The 14,335-nt window shown below is 47.2% G+C and carries 12 protein-coding genes and 1 pseudogene; 4 read left to right on the top strand and 9 right to left on the bottom strand.

Going from position 1 to position 14,335, the window contains the following annotated elements; all coding sequences use genetic code 11:
- Positions 1-311: 311 nt before the first annotated feature.
- From NG833_RS22585 to NG833_RS22575, 3 genes are all read right to left on the bottom strand, one after another.
- Positions 312-1,310 carry a tetratricopeptide repeat protein gene (locus NG833_RS22585; protein WP_254567526.1) on the bottom strand — a complete coding sequence of 333 codons (999 nt, stop codon included), beginning with the start codon at positions 1,308-1,310 and terminating at the stop codon, positions 312-314.
- A 285-nt stretch (positions 1,311-1,595) separates the two neighbouring features.
- Complete coding sequence (locus NG833_RS22580) at positions 1,596-2,060, bottom strand: DUF2141 domain-containing protein (RefSeq protein ID WP_254567525.1); 465 nt, start codon at positions 2,058-2,060, stop codon at positions 1,596-1,598.
- 658 nt (positions 2,061-2,718) lie between these two features.
- On the bottom strand, positions 2,719-3,930 hold the full coding sequence (locus NG833_RS22575; protein ID WP_254567524.1) for a hybrid sensor histidine kinase/response regulator: 1,212 nt from the start codon (positions 3,928-3,930) through the stop codon (positions 2,719-2,721).
- A 1,902-nt stretch (positions 3,931-5,832) separates the two neighbouring features.
- Here NG833_RS22575 and NG833_RS22570 point away from each other — a divergent pair.
- Together NG833_RS22570 and NG833_RS22565 are read left to right on the top strand one after the other, a co-directional pair.
- Positions 5,833-6,555 carry a response regulator transcription factor gene (locus NG833_RS22570; protein WP_254567523.1) on the top strand — a complete coding sequence of 241 codons (723 nt, stop codon included), beginning with the start codon at positions 5,833-5,835 and terminating at the stop codon, positions 6,553-6,555.
- Between the two features lie 269 nt (positions 6,556-6,824).
- A complete protein-coding gene (locus tag NG833_RS22565; protein ID WP_254567522.1) occupies positions 6,825-7,016 on the top strand; it encodes a hypothetical protein in 192 nt (63 codons plus the stop codon).
- A gap of 30 nt (positions 7,017-7,046) precedes the next feature.
- Here the strand turns inward: NG833_RS22565 and NG833_RS22560 are convergent, their stop codons facing one another.
- The gene (locus NG833_RS22560; RefSeq protein WP_254567521.1) at positions 7,047-8,174 is read right to left on the bottom strand and encodes a transposase; all 1,128 of its coding nucleotides are present in this window, start codon (positions 8,172-8,174) and stop codon (positions 7,047-7,049) included.
- Positions 8,175-8,582: 408 nt separating this feature from the next.
- Positions 8,583-8,807 carry a DUF2811 domain-containing protein gene (locus tag NG833_RS22555; RefSeq protein ID WP_015150167.1) on the bottom strand — a complete coding sequence of 75 codons (225 nt, stop codon included), beginning with the start codon at positions 8,805-8,807 and terminating at the stop codon, positions 8,583-8,585.
- Between the two features lie 936 nt (positions 8,808-9,743).
- Between NG833_RS22555 and NG833_RS22550 the strand changes: the two genes are divergently transcribed.
- On the top strand, positions 9,744-9,992 hold the full coding sequence (locus tag NG833_RS22550; RefSeq protein ID WP_254567520.1) for a hypothetical protein: 249 nt from the start codon (positions 9,744-9,746) through the stop codon (positions 9,990-9,992).
- A gap of 139 nt (positions 9,993-10,131) precedes the next feature.
- Here NG833_RS22550 and NG833_RS22545 read toward each other — a convergent pair whose 3' ends face one another.
- The 4 genes and pseudogenes from NG833_RS22545 to NG833_RS31025 all read right to left on the bottom strand — a co-directional run.
- Positions 10,132-12,138 carry a serine/threonine-protein kinase gene (locus tag NG833_RS22545; RefSeq protein ID WP_254567519.1) on the bottom strand — a complete coding sequence of 669 codons (2,007 nt, stop codon included), beginning with the start codon at positions 12,136-12,138 and terminating at the stop codon, positions 10,132-10,134.
- Positions 12,139-12,612: 474 nt separating this feature from the next.
- The gene (locus NG833_RS22540; RefSeq protein WP_254567518.1) at positions 12,613-12,963 is read right to left on the bottom strand and encodes a hypothetical protein; all 351 of its coding nucleotides are present in this window, start codon (positions 12,961-12,963) and stop codon (positions 12,613-12,615) included.
- Between the two features lie 284 nt (positions 12,964-13,247).
- Positions 13,248-13,388: a hypothetical protein gene (locus NG833_RS22535; protein WP_254567517.1), complete on the bottom strand. Its 141-nt coding sequence runs from the start codon at positions 13,386-13,388 to the stop codon at positions 13,248-13,250.
- Positions 13,389-13,403: 15 nt separating this feature from the next.
- Positions 13,404-13,499: pseudogene (locus tag NG833_RS31025) on the bottom strand (tetratricopeptide repeat protein); the annotation flags it as partial.
- A 30-nt stretch (positions 13,500-13,529) separates the two neighbouring features.
- On the opposite strand from NG833_RS31025, the gene NG833_RS22530 reads away from it, so the two are divergent.
- Complete coding sequence (locus NG833_RS22530) at positions 13,530-14,285, top strand: Rpn family recombination-promoting nuclease/putative transposase (RefSeq protein ID WP_309143878.1); 756 nt, start codon at positions 13,530-13,532, stop codon at positions 14,283-14,285.
- Positions 14,286-14,335 lie beyond the last annotated feature (50 nt).

Here is a 14,335-nt window from a genome sequence, read left to right as displayed (position 1 = left end):
CCTCATCCGGAGTTTCTTGTAGGGGCGTATTGCATACGCCCTCTTTATCCGTCAATGGAATCGGGCCTCATCCGGAGTTTCTTGTAGGGGCGTATTGCATACGCCCTCTTTATCCGTCAATGGAATCGGGCCTCATCCGGGTTTCTTGTAGGGGCGTATTGCATACGCCCTCTTTATCCGTCAATGGAATCGGGCCTCATCCGGAGTTTCTTGTAGGGGCGTATTGCATACATGAGAGGGCGTATGCAATACGCCCCTACAAATACACCTTGACAGGGCTAGAGTTTCAACTCCCGCTCCTGTTTTAGGGCCTACTGCACCTGCTGACGCAATCGAGACAACTGCTGTCTAGCCTTGGTATGGTTCGGAGTAATTCGCAGGGCTTGGTCATAGGAAGCGATCGCATCCTCATAACGCTCCAACTGCTCTAGGGCCAAACCGCGATTGTACCAGGCACTAGCTGGACCCGTGGATAAACCCCATTGGCCGTTACTCTCAATGGCGCTATCGTAGGCGCTGACTGCCTCTTCATAGTCACCGAGGATCAGCAGCGCCGTCGCTTTGTTGTACCAAGCCAGGGAAAATTGAGGCTCCAGTTCGAGGGCCCGGTCAAAAGAAGCGAGGGCATCATCCCGGCGATCAAGTTGCCAAAGGACCGAACCCCGGTTGAGGGCGGCATCTGCGGCTCGGTTGTCCCCCCACTGTCCATTCCCGTCTAAAGCGCGATCGAACGCCGTTAATGCATCCTCAAAGCGTTCCGCCTGTTTGAGGACCATCCCCCGACTCAGCCATGCCAGAGAATAATTCGGACTAATTTCCGTCGCCCGGTCAATCGCTGCGATCGCATCATCGTAACGCGCCAACTGCTCTAACACCATGCCTCGACCAATCCAGGCATCCGCATTATTAGAATTTAACTCCAGGGCACTGTCATAAGTTCTGAGCGCATCTTCATATTGCTTGGAGGACAACAAAAATTGACCCTGGGAGAGTAACGTCTCAATCTCACTCGTCGCCTGTTGTGCCGGTCTGGGCTCAACGGGTTCAGGCTGCATTGCCGGAGTTGCCGGTTCTGGGCTGCTTTCGGGAGTCACCCTGGGGGTTGATGCAGGACTCTCAGGGGGTCTTACGGGAGTTGCTCTAGGGGTAACCGGAGGCTGTAGCGGTTCTAGGAGTTCTGGAGAGGTGGTCACCTGTCCAGAATCCATGCCCCCTGTGGGATCATCGATCGCCCATCCGGGTAACGGCATCGATATCCCCGATATCCCCATTGCTGTAACAATACCAAGCCATTTAAACATTGGCTGCATAAATTTAGCCTCCAATAACTGCTGATGTTTTCCTAAGTTTTGGCCGAGATGCCCCTAATAATATAGCGGTTCGCGCTCCTACGACTCTTGGAAATTGCTGGAGCCTCCATTCCCGGGAAGACTTTTATAGTTCCCAAGGGAAACTAAAACTGACAACTTTGCGCTTCAGAAGTGGCCTGTTTGTGATTAAAAGGCCACTTCATGGAGCCAAGAAACCGCCCGAGTGGGATTCAGGGTGAGAGTGAACTCCTCCGGTTCTCTTTGGAATGTATTTTACAATTGAGCCTAGAGTCGGAGCAAATATTTCATCGTAATCTGAACCGTTGTCATTTGTCCGGCAACAAAAAAGGTCGCCTCGCTAAATTTGGGAGCACCCGTCAGAATGGGGGGGTTATTGGAAAATCCAAATCCTTCTTGGGGAATCCCCACGGCATTGGTGTTGAGTTGTCCATCGGCATTTTCATCGTGGAAGACGGCTACAGCATAGTTGCCTGCATTTAATCCATCAATGCTGAGGGTCACGGGCAGGTTTTCAAGGGGAGAACATTCGGCTTTGAGTGCCTTGGTCCCATCCCGAGGAAATCCTTCACTGCGGGAAAAAATTGTGAAACAAATATTGCCTCGGGGATTGGTGATGCCTTCTATTTGAATGTTGAGTTGACTCGCCGGTACAGCTCGCACCGTTTGAATTAAGGTAAAACTGCTGAAGAGGGAGGCGATCGCTAAAATAATTTTTCCAGGTGTTTTCATGATTTTTATCCGGTTTATGCCAGGGTAAATAAAGGTCCCACTCATCCTCTGATCTGGGGGGTTAATAGGGGCCTTCTAGGGGATTATTCTTGACCTGAACCCCCTGACTCGATCCGGTTTTCGCCTGGGGGAGGGGTGCAGAAACCTCCGATATCAAAGCATTCGCCCCTCGCACCCTACCGCTGCTCGGTGAGCGATCGGTTTAGTTTTTTTCCAGATGCACTGGACTCAAAAACCCCTAATTTTTGGACTGGTTTAATTGTATGAATTTTTATACCAAAATCAAGGGATTTTTGATAAAGATAGAAAGAAGACTTTAAAAACGTCCAGTTTAGGGTATGGAAAGAGACTCTTAAACGAAATATCATCCCCCGGGGATTGCCAAGCCCCTCTTCCCCACAAGGCATCAGTTGCAGAGCAAGGTTTAGGAAACATAGAATCCTGACCTTGAATACCTTTTGGTTAGATGCTTTGATGAGATGCTTTGAGCAGACAAATATCCACTTCACAGGTTAGGAGAGCGCTGAGAAAACTGGAAGTTAGGGCTAACTGATGGATGGATATTCGCGTCGAAACCGGGGTGCGGTAAACCTGGGATTAATGGACGGCTAAAGGAGGGTAAACAACCGGGTTTCTGAGCCGCTTTCAGTTTTGATCGCTAACTGGGATTAAGGGGTAATGGATCAGTTTTGGAGGGGAGGGTGACGGTAACGGTGGTGCCAACACCCACTTCACTGGCTATGGCAATCTCCCCGCCATGTAATTCCACACATTTTTTGGCGATCGCCAAGCCCAAACCCGTCCCCTGAATTGTACCGACATTACTACCTCGGTGAAAGGCATTAAAAATTTGGCTCTGTTCGTGGGGTAAAATCCCAAACCCTTGGTCTTTTACTCGAAAAATAGTTACAGGTGAATCGATATTTTTAAAGTTATTTTGGATTAACGACAATGCTCGTTCATCGGTTGTTTGATGGGGATTATAGTAAATTATTTCCAGTTCTACTTGTCCTCCTTTCGGAGAATATTTTATAGAATTAGATAAAATATTAATTAGCATCTGCTGGACTAACCTTCCATCAATAATTACCTCAAAATTATCCCCGTAATGGGTGACCTTGATTTGATGGAGAGAGCCGGTCGGAAGCCGCAACTCGGCAATCGCTTCTTGACAGAGGTTTTTAAGATTCACCGGAGCCGGATCAAACTCAATTTGGCCGGATTCTACCTCATTGATAGACAATACATCCGCAACCAACTGCGTTAAATGAGTCGCGGCGACTTGAATTCGTTCGAGATGTTTGAGCCGTTTTTGCTCATCCCATTTGTGCCAATAACATTCCAGCAATTCTGCCGAAGATAAAATCGCCGTCAGAGGTGTGCGGTACTCGTGGGAGACCATTGTCACAATCCGAGACCTCAATTCGTTGAGTTCTCGTTCTTGCACCAGTGCCTTGAGAATTTCTCGTTCGGCTTGTTTTTCTTGTAAAAGGCGCTGAACCCGCCGTCGCAAGACCGCCCAATGAATGGGTTTGGTAATATAGTCTGTCGCACCCGCCTCAAATGCGCGCTCAACGGAATCTTCATCTTCTAAGCTGGTAATCATTAATACCGGAATCCCTGACCCCCCGGCGATCGCCTTAATTTGAGTACAGCAGGTAAAACCATCCATCCCCGGCATCTTGGCATCCAGCAGCACCATATCCGGTTTAAGTTGCTTGTAAAGTTCCAACCCTTCGATGCCATCGGACGCCTCTACTACTCGATAGCCTTCATTGTTCATCGCCCGACGCAGCATCATCCGCGTTGTCCGGTCATCATCTACCAGCAGAATCAAAGGAGAATTGTTTTGAAAATCATTACTATTCATCTAATTTTTTAATAATAGGATATTTAGGACAACCGCACTCAACGCCAGACGTGAGTATTGTAAAGAATAAAACACGGTCACGAATGGGATGGGGTGCCACACTCAGTCACCCAATCCAGAGTTAACCTGAGCCTGTTGCACTTGCGCTGAATCAAACTGTTTCCATTTTGGGGTATTTAGGACCTTTAAACCCTCCAGAAATCCGGTGAATTGGGCTGATTAAACTCTCGCAGTTTTCTCCGGGTTCAGCTAATCGCTTACCCTTTAAGGTTGGGTAAAAATATGAGGTCTTTTGTTTTGGGTTAGAACCGAAATTTACAGTTAATACCAAATCCGGGTATGAAAAGTCGTTTTTATGGAGTAGCCTGCGTAGGCAGGCTTTGTCTGCAAACGCCCCACCGTTAACGGGTGAGGGTTTTTATAGACCTTTGACAATTGGATGGAGTATAAGTTCATTGATAGCCATGCTCAAATTTATCAGGTCCAAATCCAGAAAATTGACGGACCCAGGAAGGCACTGAATCCAGCAATAATCTTTATCGCAGCCGACTAAAAAACGCGATCGGTTGCGTTGCATTAGCAGGGGAGGAGAAAGAGTGGCACGATATCTTATCATTTCTCAAACCCGATGACTTCACTTTTTTGAGAGTGGACAAAACTCTAGAAAAATAGTGCGGTCCGTAAAAAGCTGAGTGGGTGGTCAGATTTAACGGTTCAATCTGGGGGATACTCCCCTGAATCGGACATTGGACCCGAATGGTTAAAGTCGGGTCTTTAACTTCTGAATCAGGGTGAGGAGTCCTGTTCATCCCATTTGGTCCCTCCAGTTCTACTGCCGGTTTCCCCCAGGTTTCAGAGGCAGCCACGGGGCTTTGAGGATGCTGGCCCTAAGGCGGATTGGAGTCAGCCTGGGCGATCGCCATCCTCTCTCGTCGGGGGGTTTTGAGAACACCCTACTCATGGCCCCCAACCCAGGGGCAGGTCCCAAGACTCGGTTCAAGGGATAATTGTTAGGGAAGTCTTGGCCGCAGAGCAGGCGAGGGAAGAGAAAAACTCTCCTCATATTATCTCTGGAATTGGCGCTATTGGCGAAACGGATACCCCACAAGCTAGATAGCCTTAAGGAGCGATCGCCCACCCGATTTTCCCGCGATCGGCCAGAGGTACTGCCTTGAGGGTTAAGTTCGGAGTATCCCGTTGGGATACCTCCACCCTTTTCCCTCAAAACTGCACAGGAACCCTTGTGAAGCAATGGACGGGAGAAAGTTGAGGGGGAACCCCTGTTCCACCCCTCATGTTTGCCCTATTGCCGGATCCCCAGGCCGACTGATCCCGTGACCAAATCACAGGCGACGACTTGTACTTCTTCCTCAAAATGCTACGCCCTGACCCCCCCTCCTCTGTTATAACCTAATCCCCCAAACGTAAATTTTAAGCTATCGTAAGGTTTGAATATCATCTTGACTGTTTTTGGTCAATGTTTTTTTGGGGAGTGGTCTATTTGCCGAATTGCCGATAGAGTGCTTTATTCCCTAACTCCCCCTCTATCTATTTTATTGAGAACTCCTTGCTCTAATTGCTACTGAGCCACTCCCTCTAGTAGTAGAGGCTGGATCTGTTGTATAGTCAGCGATACCCTTCGCGATTCAAGATCCGCTAAACCAGTGGAGGTGGAGGGAGTGACAACAGCACTCTAGGTAGGGTCTAAAGGAGGACGTCCCGTTTCCTTTGAATTTGCCTCATTTGTTGCCAATCAATCATTTGGGCAATACTCTATAAAGGGATGATAGTGGATCCTTGAATTCACCCTGATTGGCTCAATCAAGTTAGACCCTCTATCTGACTCATCATGTCAGGCTGAATGATGACTCTTGACCTGTTCACACCAGCACAGTTGTAGCTATGGCCTCTGCCAAGATTCTTGTGGTTGATGACGATCCGGCGATCCGGAATTTAATCCATCGCTTTTTAAGTAAGCAAGACTATCAAATGGAGTCGGCTGAAGATGGAAAAAAAGCGCTCGAACTCTTCGAGCAATTTAATCCAGACTTGGTAATTCTGGATGTTAACTTACCCGATACTACGGGGTATCAGCTTTGCCAAGCGATGCAAAAGCGCACGGGTGTTTTCGTTTTAATGCTGACCAGTCGCACCGATGAAGCTGATAAAATCCGGGGATTTAATTTAGGTGCAGATGACTATATTACCAAACCTTTTAGTCTCGTCGAACTCGGGGCTAGAGTAGGGGCGCTGTTGAAGCGTCAACGGGTTGTCCAGGTTGCAGAACAACCCTCCGTTGATTTCGGAACGATGAGCATCGATCCCGTGCGTCGCGAGGTGACTATCTCTGCTCGTCCCATTGTCCTAACGGCCCTTGAATTTGATTTACTCTATTTTTTGGCCTCTCATCCAGGCCGAGTGTGGCGTAGATCTGAACTGCTTCAAGAAGTTTGGGATTATGACTATGTGGGGGATCAGCGCGTGGTGGACGTGCATATCGGCCAAATCCGCCGCAAAATTGAAGGGGATGGCATCTATCCGAAGCTGATTCATACGGTGCGCGGAGTGGGGTACAAGTTTGAAGCTCAAAGTGGTGATTCCGAAGATGCACCGGAGGAAATCTAGTCCAAATTTAGATGTGATCGTTGCTCATTTTCAATTCATTACTTATTCGGGACTCAATGGCGTCTGTACAAAAAACAAACGCCTTTGTTCAGGGGTCCCCATGTTGGTGTACCGGCTGTTTGAGTTGCTATAGAGGGGCCTAGGCAATCTCTCCAGCTCACACCATCTCTGTCTGGTGTTATGACTACAGGCCTACCTGTAGGGAAACAACAGCAAGCATCTATTGCATTTATTGCATCTGTTTCCGATCTGAGGGGGAGCTAATTCCGATGCAGGCATGGACCCTCTACAATCCTAGCTCCACCCCCCCGCCAGCTACTCTTGCTCAATTTCACTGGGTTGAGATGGGATGGGGGCGATCGCCTCGATGCATCTGGATGGCTTCACGCTCTGGGTTGAATGGCCCTACAGTTCCCCACTTCCGACGCACCATGACGACTTATCTGCTCTATAAAACTTAAACAAAACCGGACATAGCCGGATATTGATGTTTATTTCTTGCTTCGTCCGGGACTGTCGGCAGCACCCCGTCCACAAGTGTAATCGCCCAAGCCAGGCGATTTTTCTAAATTAATACTGGCGTTCAAGTCACGATCTATCACCAGACCACAGTTCTGACATTCAAAAGTCCGTTGGTTTAGCGGCATTTTTTGACGATGGTCGCAATTAGAACAAAGTTGACTAGATGGATAAAATCTATCGGCAATAATCAACTTTGACCCATAGCGTTCTGCCTTGTAATCTAGTTGCCGACGGAACTCATAAAATGAAGCATCCGCGATAGAACCGGCCAAACAATGATTTTTCATCATACCTGACACATTCAAGTCTTCAATGACGACTTGGCTGTGGTTTTTAGCCAAAAAAGTCGTAATTTTATGAATGGTATCCCGGCGAATATTGGCTACCCTTTGATGTAGCCTTTGGACTTTTAAGAGACATTTGGCCCGATTTTTCGAGCCTTTGACCTTGCGACTTAAATGGCGTTGTAATCGAGCTAGTTTTTTGGTAGCTGCTTTATATGCCTTGGGATTAGAGAATGTTGTCCCATCGCTAGCCGTCGCTAAAGTGTTAATGCCTAGGTCAACCCCGATTCTCTCTCGACATTTAGGTGTGATTTCTGGCGTGATTTCTACGAAAAAGCTCATATACCAGTCACCTGCTTGGCGCGTTATGGTGACTTTCTTAACAAGACTAGGTGGTAGAGCCTCAAATGTAGAAACCCAGCCAACAAAAGGCAGCTTATGGCGAGTTCCTGATAGATTAAATGGTTTACCGCAATTGTCAAGCGTAAAGCTATCATGGTGGCCTTTCTTCTTAAATTTAGGATAACTGCTTATTCCCTTAAAAAAGCGCTTAAACGCATCCCCGAGATTAATGAAGGCATATTGATAAACTCTAGATGACAATTCGGACATCCAAGGATATTGAGGTTTTACATAATTTGTAAAAACCTTTTTGATGGAGTTGACGTTAGGATTGAGTCCTTCTTCATAAGCTGACATCCATAAGTGTAATCCCCAATTGAACACAAACCGAGAATAGCCCGCGTGTTTGGCTATCAAGGTAGCTTGACAGTCATTGAGTTTTAGTTTTGTCCGGAAAGCTTTGTAAGGCATGATTTCATCTTACCCTAAATCCGAGTTTCTTGAGTTTGTGGGAATGCGAAATTTGGCATGGTTTGGGGTTTAACTGTATAGTGTTTCTCCTCTGTGTATGGTATCGCGATGGCGGCCCCTTTCTCGTTGGCGGCTTAGAACATCCGAGGGCTTTGAATCGTACATATTGAGTCCACCGAACCGTTATATATCCATTATTGAGTTGCAAGTCTTCTTGAGGATTATGCCTTATTGCCCTAAGATGTTTAGCTAATCTGTGATTAAATCATGCTCTTCATTTGCTCTAGAAATGTTTGGGAATCTGGCACCGCTCCTCTCTCCAACGGTTTGCCCGGATTCATCAGACCCCTACCTCTGCGGCAGTCTCTTCTCCCGATCCATCCACCCAGATTCCCCAACCTTTGCCGGTTACACCGGATGCTGAAACAGGGTTTCCAGATACACTCTAGCCGCTTGATGATAGTTTTTTGAGGCTTCCGGGGTCCGGTTATCCCCATTTTGTAACAAAAACAAAGACAGGGCCGCAGCAAACACCCGGTCTTGATCCCAGTCGGGGTGAGAGTCTAAATACCCTTTAAGGGATTGATGCAGTTCTTCTGGAATTTCTGCAAGGATGCTGACGTTTGCGTTCATTCTGGAAACCTCCGTGCGCGTTCCGCGTAGCTGTTGACGTTTTACCAATCCCCACCGGCTTTGATTCAAGCTGGCGTTCCTCTCATTCGGGTTGCTCCATTCCGCTTTAGCTGGCTCGTTCAAGCTTAAAGCCCTTCGATAAGAATGCTGGCTGCTTATTTTCAAAAGCTGCCATGACGAGAAACCCTTTTGTTTTAGGTTGGCGGTTTCATTGTGCGCTCAGAAGGGGTGGAGTTGTCAACGTTGCGAAATGTTAAGATTTTCGGTCTAGGTCCCTTAGAGCCACGAGAGAATTAGGGGTACAGCCATTTATTGTTACACAACTTTACAAAATTTCCCCAGGCGATCGCCCTGAGTCATTTTTTGACCTTAATCCCCAGTTCAACCAAAACATGAGAACTCGACGGCGATCGCCTGGGGAAAACTCTCCCTAACCTGTGGAAAACCTCAGATAACCTGTGGAAATCTTTGTGGAATCTGTGGGGAAAACCAGCCGAAAAAATAAGAATTGCAAAATTTTAGCAATTTTAGGGAAGTTAGAAATTGGTAACTGAACACTATCAATCTCCACTCTATACAGTTAGTGATTCAAAATCAAGTGATTATTAACTGTTTATCTCTTCGTCCAATTTTCATCGGGAGTTCTGCCTAAACATTGCTTAGATTGCGGGGCTATCCAAGGTTTTTGTCCCCGACAATCATCCCATTCCTGACTTCTTTTCCCTTGAACCCCATCTCCCCTAGGGTGACCCGGGGTATTGTTCAGCGCGCCAGCACTTAGGGCCAAGATTGTTAAGTTCTACTAACTTGGCTTGACGCCTAAAAATCATATCTGTAACAATTGTTACAGACAAAAATCTTACATAACCCATGTAGGCACAGCCCAGATCTAGCTTTTGAATCCAGGGTGACCTTAAGCATAAAAAGGAAAAAATTATGAAACTTGACCTAGTTAAACAAGACTTGGAAAAACTCTATTTGCGATCGCCCGAATGGATCCCCATCTCCCAGCAAGAAATCCTATGGCAGGAACCCGAAGAAAACACCTGGGTGCAATTATTAGAACAACCCAGCGAATATAGTGCAGATCAAGCCTTACTGCTGTGTAAATGCGGCGATCGCCAGTGGGTAGCCTGGGTCCCAGAACATGGTGAGGTGATCTTGCATGAAGGCCAATTTTATTGATTCTGAATAGGGGAGATGGGAGAGACGGGAGATGGAGAATGGGGGAGATGTTTGTAGTAACGACTTCAGTCGTTTCTTCTCCCCCATCCTCCCCATCCTCCCTATCCTCCCCATCCTCCCCATCTCCCCCATCCTCCCCTTACCACATCCCCGCAGCGAGTCCATAATGCACCAATAACCAACTCAACCCGGTTCCCACACCGACGCCTAAAGTTGCAACCGCTACATGACGAGCGATCGCACCTATCCCAGAGTTTTTCCGTTGAATTTCCTGTTTGACGGTACTGCTTAAAACCAATCCCGTCACCGCAACTTCTGCCAATTTCCCCGCCATTCCCGTCGCCACTCCGATCGCCACAAAAGATAAACCAAAAATCAACAGCGGCAGTAACACCACCATCCGTTTAAAACCTGCCTTAAATAGCTCTAATATCCCAATGCCAATGCCTCCCATTGCCATTGCGGCGACAATTACCCCTAATAATTTCCGTTCTGGATGTTCCAACCAGGCAATATCGACTAGGGTAAAACACCATACCCCTAATCCGACTAAACTTGGCGCAACCAACCATTTGCGTGAAAATTCAGCCACCTGCTCGATCGCCGGGTCCTGAATCTTCTCATTCAAGCCTCTACCGGATAAAACCACCAAGGGAAATGCGATCGCCACCGCCACATAAGGCGACAGAAAAATCAACGGAACAGCTACAGTGGTTCCCAACAGGATAACCGGAAACGGCACGGCAAGTTTTTGTTTCCAAGTGGCAATTTTTCCCGGTTCTGGACCTACTAATTCTGACGGAACTTCCCGAGGAGAAAGCGACAGGGAAAGCGGAATAATTTGGGTTTTATTCGCCGTATTCCCGTGGAGTAAAAGATTGCGAGTGTAATCTTGACTTACAACTAAATTTGTGGTATCAATTTTAATTTCAAATTCCGTTTCATTTCCCTGAAACTTGGCCGGTTTGATAGAAATCCAATCCGGCTTAGTCTTCGGATTATTCGAGTCGGGAGCAATTTCCCAGCGTCCGGCTAATATCGTATCTTCCACCGGATTTTTGACCGTCAGGGTTTGGGTGAGGGTTTCTCCAGTTTGGGTGCGTAATTCCAGGCGAGTTTGGCTAAATTCCGCTTCTGGTAATACTCGGCATACCGAAATGGGAGTCAGGGCCTCTAAAGCTGCTGCTGCATGAGAAAAGCGATCGCCACTATTGGGTTCTACCATTTTCTGTAACCAGTGAATAAACTCGTCACTGAGATGGGGGACCAACTCCGCAAAATTGAGGCGATAACTACTATCAATTAAGCGGTTAATTTCGCTCGAATCCGTTTGGGTGAGCAAACAAATTAGGGTCACTCCTAACCCATATAAATCAGACGCTTCCGTGAGTTTGAGGTTGAGTAATTGCTCCGGTGGCATGAAACCCGGTGTTCCCGAAACTACACTACTTTGAGCTACATCACCGCCACCGATGCGGGCAAATCCGAAGTCAATGAGGTAAATAATATCGGTGCGATCGCCCATTAAAATATTTTCCGGTTTGATATCCCGGTGAATCACCCCAGGAACCCGGTTTTGCAGATAGACCAAAATTTCCAAAACCGCCAAAGCAATCTGTTTGATTTTCTCCGGGTCCAGACGCCGAAAAACCGCTAAAGATTGGGCATTTTTATAGTCATGAACTAGACAAAATCCCTCGGAGGTTTCAAAAGAATCCAGATAGCGAGGAATCCCCGGGTGACTCAGACCCTGCAACACTTTAATTTCCCGTTCATGAGCTTTGTAGGCGGACCAATCTGCACCGGGTTTGGCAAACTGAAATTGTTTAATCACCACAGGTTTTTGAGTTTTCAGATGGGTTGCCAAATAGGTCGATCGACCCCCGGCATAGTTATGACCCAAACTCTGAAGCACTTGATATCCGTGACTAGAACAGTCCGGGAATTGAGGCGAATTAGAACCCGGGGAGAGGGTTGGACTCGACCCATTGGGGTTCGGGGATGGGTTATCCTTGCCCTTGAGGAGAGAGAACAGACTTCCGTTTCCGGAATCTCCCGTTTCCTCCAGTCCCAAGGGGGTTTTATTTCCGGCAACCCGTTGGGAGAGTTGTTTCAACCAGGTTTTCACGACTTTTTCGGCCATCATGTTGACTTGAGCAGCGATCCCTTTCTATTCTAGGGGATGGCTTTCCTCATTTGGGTGAAAATAGGGTAAAATTCTCCAGGAGATTGGGAGTCATGGCCTGAAGGCAAGATTTGCCCTGTCAGGGGACAGTTGACGACAGTTATTGTCGATTTCCAGTCTTTATATCAAGTTTTAGGAAAGGAATAAACCCCATGAACATTAACGATTTTTGGAGCCTATAAACCATTCCGAATTATAAAACGGAGGATATTTTTCCAAGTTATTTGAAGCGGGATAGAGGGAGTCTAAATCATTCTGAGCCTAAAACTAAGGAGTTAAGGAGTGGGAAGTAGCAGGGAGCAAGATGCTCCCACACCTGAAAGAATTGTCAGCATGATTTAGGTTGACTCGCTATATCACTTGATCCAGGCCAAAAAATAGCCCGCTTGTGCGGGCGTAGGACGGGGAATTTCCCTGGGTTTTGAAGCGGTTGGTTTAGCGTCTCATGTAATTTCTTAAGCTTCCCCGGATTTCCCGCGCATCGCTAGAGCTATCGCTGGCAACCGCGATCGCAGCTATCAATTCTCGTCCACTTTCAATACACATAATTTTCGCTTCCAAGTCGCGGGTGTCGCCCAGAACTAATTCATTATCCTGGACTTCCACATTATCTAACCCGGAGGATTTCATCGCTTCAACCGCTTGTCGCACACATCCGTCCTGGTTTGTGGTATTCATACGGACCCAAGTCAAGCGCAAATTGTGGTCCGCTAACGAGGGTGTAGCCCAAAACAGGAGACTCAAGCCTACAGTCGTGGCGATGGTTTTTTGAAGGGGTTTCATCATAAAAGCTAAGGTTAAAGTGTCCAAGTAACTATAACGCTTTTTCGCCTTTTAAGTTCCTCCGAGGGGAGAAAAAAGAAGGCGTTCGATAAAAAAATAACCCGCTCAGGGGACAGTTAGACGAGGAAGCTGTGAAGTTCTGACGAGTTCGGGGAATTCATCACCAGTAGATTACCACCCCAATGGGGGATGAAAGCTGGAGACATTAAAGTTCAGCTAATTTCGGTTAAATGTTATCAAATTTCTCAGATTTACCCCTGGAGGAACGGGGAAAAAGAGGCAATCCGCTAATTGTTGTTTTTAGCTGTTTTGTCTGAAATTTCTACCGCTTTATGATAGGCGCGATCATAACAATCCCGGGCTTCTAAATAGCGATTTAATCGCGACCAAGCAATGCCTTCCATTTCTAAAATATGAGGAGAACCCATGCTATTGGGACAGAGAGCAAGGGCTTGTTTATAGGCAAAGATTGATTCCTCATAGCGTTCAAGGGTAAAGAACAGTGCACCTAAGCCATTCCAGGCTTGATAACGGGCGATGGGGTTAGCGCTGACTTCTAGGGCCTTGCGATAAGAGGCGATCGCTATGAGTTTACCTCCAGGGAAATCAAAGAACTGGCACGTCGGTTCGATGGGGTGTTGTTACCTCCAGAGGGTGCGATCGAGCTACTTATCTATTTTTTGGAGGTACAATTTCAGAAAAAAGAGGATTTCTACTGGCGATTGTTTGCGGAAATCTTCTTGTATCTGGGTCAATATCAACCGCAGCAGAATTTTCAGGCGATCGCGGTGTTTGCCGATCGCAGTTGCGATCCGGGAGTCCCGCGCCAATATCGGCGGTTTCTCAGTAGCGATCGCCCTGTTGAACCTCCTCTGTTACTTCGCATCTATTTAGACGAACTGGAGGAATCCGCCACCCCCTTTTTGGGATTGAGAATGGTGGAGTTAGTGGTTAAGGATCGCGAAACGGCGCTCGACAAAGCAAGACAATTAATCCAGGAGGCACGACAGCAACTTGCCGATGAAGCATTGAAGCAAAAAGTTGTAGGATTGATAGAGACCATCATGGTCTATAACTTAACCAATTTATCGCGACAGGAGATAGAAACCATGTTTGGGTTCCAAGAATTAAAACAGACGAGATACTTTCAAGAAGTCGCCGCCGAAGCTGAGGAAAAAGGCAAGCTGAAATCTGTGCCTCGCCTATTGGCGTTGGGATTGAGTGTGGAACAAGTGGCAGCGGCGTTAGAGTTGGATGTGGAGAGAGTTCGACAGGCAGCGCAAGGTCGATCGACTCCGAATTCTTCTGAAGAGACTGGCGCTTAGAATTGAGAGCGATCGCTCTGATGGATTGAAAGAGCGATCGCTATCCCAAC

This window comes from Oscillatoria sp. HE19RPO (assembly GCF_024220515.1).
Classification (GTDB): Bacteria; Cyanobacteriota; Cyanobacteriia; order Cyanobacteriales; family Laspinemataceae; genus Laspinema.
Note: the sequence above shows the minus strand (reverse complement) of the source record. Positions and strands in the feature narration are given on the sequence as shown.